Origin of the sequence: Kaistella sp. SH40-3, from assembly GCF_030686865.1 — a bacterium.
Lineage (GTDB): Bacteria > Bacteroidota > Bacteroidia > Flavobacteriales > Weeksellaceae > Kaistella.
Window position 1 is genome coordinate 1 of sequence record NZ_JAQYUS010000022.1, and the last position, 2,447, is coordinate 2,447.

The 2,447-nt window shown below is 36.5% G+C and carries 3 protein-coding genes; 2 read left to right on the plus strand and 1 reads right to left on the minus strand.

What is annotated here, in order from left to right; translation table 11 throughout:
• The first annotated feature begins 475 nt into the window (after positions 1 to 475).
• The gene (locus PUH65_RS14795; protein WP_065722184.1) at positions 476 to 1,336 is read left to right on the plus strand and encodes an AraC family transcriptional regulator; all 861 of its coding nucleotides are present in this window, start codon (positions 476 to 478) and stop codon (positions 1,334 to 1,336) included.
• Positions 1,337 to 1,436: 100 nt separating this feature from the next.
• Positions 1,437 to 1,730 carry a putative quinol monooxygenase gene (locus PUH65_RS14800; RefSeq protein WP_305520881.1) on the plus strand — a complete coding sequence of 98 codons (294 nt, stop codon included), beginning with the start codon at positions 1,437 to 1,439 and terminating at the stop codon, positions 1,728 to 1,730.
• A 171-nt stretch (positions 1,731 to 1,901) separates the two neighbouring features.
• Here the strand turns inward: PUH65_RS14800 and PUH65_RS14805 are convergent.
• Positions 1,902 to 2,447 (minus strand): group II intron maturase-specific domain-containing protein (locus PUH65_RS14805; RefSeq protein WP_305520882.1); only part of this gene is annotated, 546 nt, incomplete at its 5' end.

A 2,447-nucleotide genomic window follows, 5' to 3' on the forward strand; every position in this document is an offset into this window, starting at 1 on the left:
TATGCACTTTTGTAATCTTAGGGCGTTACAATGATGTGCTTGCTTACCCATGCATAAATGCCTCTTATACGGTTCCTGTTCGTCAGTACCGAGTTTTGTAGTCTCGCTTCCTTCAGATGTAACCTCACGGTTACCACCCTTGCGATTTACTAATGGTTCAAGGCGTTACCCTCGCCCATAAGGGACTTGCACCCTCTAGATTAATTTCCTACTTTCGTAAGAGAAAGATGCCCATGCTGGGCACACACAAGGTATTGCCAAAAGCGGGGCTGAACAGCTTCGATTGGACATTTGTGCAAGGTTCAACATTCGTTCTTCGATTGAACTTTTGTGCTAAAAATCCCCGCCTTCGGCAATACCCAAACCGTTGTGTGCAAGGCTAAACGACCTATTCATCCAAACTTTAGCAAACAATTTTTGAAATAGAAATGTAATATATTTACAATTCCAAAATGTTTTTTAAAACAACACTATTATGGACATTACAAATTTTCCAGAAGATTTATTTGAAAATAACTACACGGACACTTCAGACCTGCAAATTGCTAATTACGAAGTATATAAACATGTTTCCAAAAATAAGATTAACCTAAACAAAAATGTATTCAGTTTTTTGTTGGATGGACAAAAGGACATTCACTTTTCTAATGACATCGTTTCGATAAATCCTGCACAATCCTTACTTCTTGCATCGGGGAATTTTTTAACAACAGAAATTGTAGGGGCAAATAGTTATAGTTGCCTACTCTTTTTCTTTTCTCAAAAAAACATTAATGATTTTTTATTGAAATATGGGCATTTATTTAACCCAAAAGACTTAAATAAAACAACGAACAATAGTCCCTATTTCCTTATCAAAAAAGACAATTTTATTATCCATTTTATTAATTCTATTCAACAAATTTATGGCTTGAATCAAACAATCTCACAAAAGATTCTGGAATTGAAATTTGAAGAAATTATGCTATATCTGGCTGATAAGTATGGGCAAAGTTTTTTTGTTTATCTACATTCATTATTAATCAATGAAAGAGAATTATCTTTTAAAATGGTCATTGAAAAAAATCTGTACACGAGTTTGAATATTGACGAGGTTGCTTTTCTATGCAACATGAGCCTGTCTACTTTTAAGCGGAAATTTTTACAATTATATCAAGAGTCTCCAGGAAAATGGTTTCAACTAAAACGGCTCAACAAAGCCAAAAAATTATTGCTTAATAATGAAGCAACCCCATCAGAAATCTATATGGACTTTGGTTATGATAGCTTATCAAATTTTAGCACAGCCTTTAAAAATGAATTTGGTTACAGTCCAAAAAACATGATGAAAACTTGACCTTTTTTCATAAGTTTTTGAACTAAATAAAAAAGCACCACAAGTTTAAAGGTGCTACATTTGTTAAAACAAAATTGGTTTAATTTAAAAATAAAAAGACATGAAAAAATTAGGATTATTAGTTCGACTAGAAGCAAAAGCAGGAAAAGAAAAAGATGTTGAAGCCTTTATCACAAGTGCATTGCCACTTGCTAATGAAGAAACGGGTACTATTACATGGTATGCGTTCCGTATTGACGCTTCTACATTTGGCATTTTTGACACTTTTTCAGATGAAGAGGGCAGAGAAGCACATCTTGGTGGTAAGATTGCAAAGGCGTTAATGGAAAATGCACCTGAATTGTTGGCTACTGCACCATTTATTGAGAAATTGGATGTTTTAGCGGCTAAATAAATACACCACAATTATTATAAAATGGCTGCCTGTCAAAGTTCTGTAAAGGAATTTGGACAGGTTGCCTTTGTTTACAAAACAGCTTGATAATAAATTAAGCGTAGAATGACGAAGAAGCCCAGCACACAATCGAGTAGACGGCTCCGCTCATAATCGAACGGAGTGCGCCTCTCACACCACCGTACGTACGGGTCTCGTATACGGCGGTTCGTATCTTGATGGGTTAAGTGATAGATGAAGTTCTAACATGGCGATGTATCCACGCTTCTTTAGCCTTGAAATAGTGATTGTTGTTCCTAAAATAGGACTTTGTGCGACTGCCCATTCTCCTTTTCGAGTTCGACTATATGCATACGCAAGGTGTTGGTCGATTCCTAATCGAATGAGGTTTTTCCTCTTCCGTTCGGGCTTCTTCCAATCATGCCAAATGCAATACCGTAGTCGGTTTCTCAGCCATCCGTCAAAGTTGAGGAGTTTTCCTTTGATGCTTGTTCCTCGAAAATAGTTTAACCATCCGCGCTGAACTTTGTTAATCTTTTGGAGACGCTCATCAAAACTTATCGGAGCGGTTTTGCGGGTGAGGGATTTTAGTCGCTCTTTCAATCGTGTCCATGCTTTCTTACCTACTACCAATTGGTATTTTCCCTTGTCCCCTTTCTTATAAGTTGATTCGAATCCGAATCCCAGTAGTTCAAATTGTACTGGCTTTCTAACGCC

Coding starts and splice junctions, on each gene's coding strand:
- PUH65_RS14795 (WP_065722184.1), top strand. CDS start 476: ATGGACATTACAAATTTTCCAGAAGATTTATTTGAAAATAACTACACG.
- PUH65_RS14800 (WP_305520881.1), top strand. CDS start 1,437: ATGAAAAAATTAGGATTATTAGTTCGACTAGAAGCAAAAGCAGGAAAA.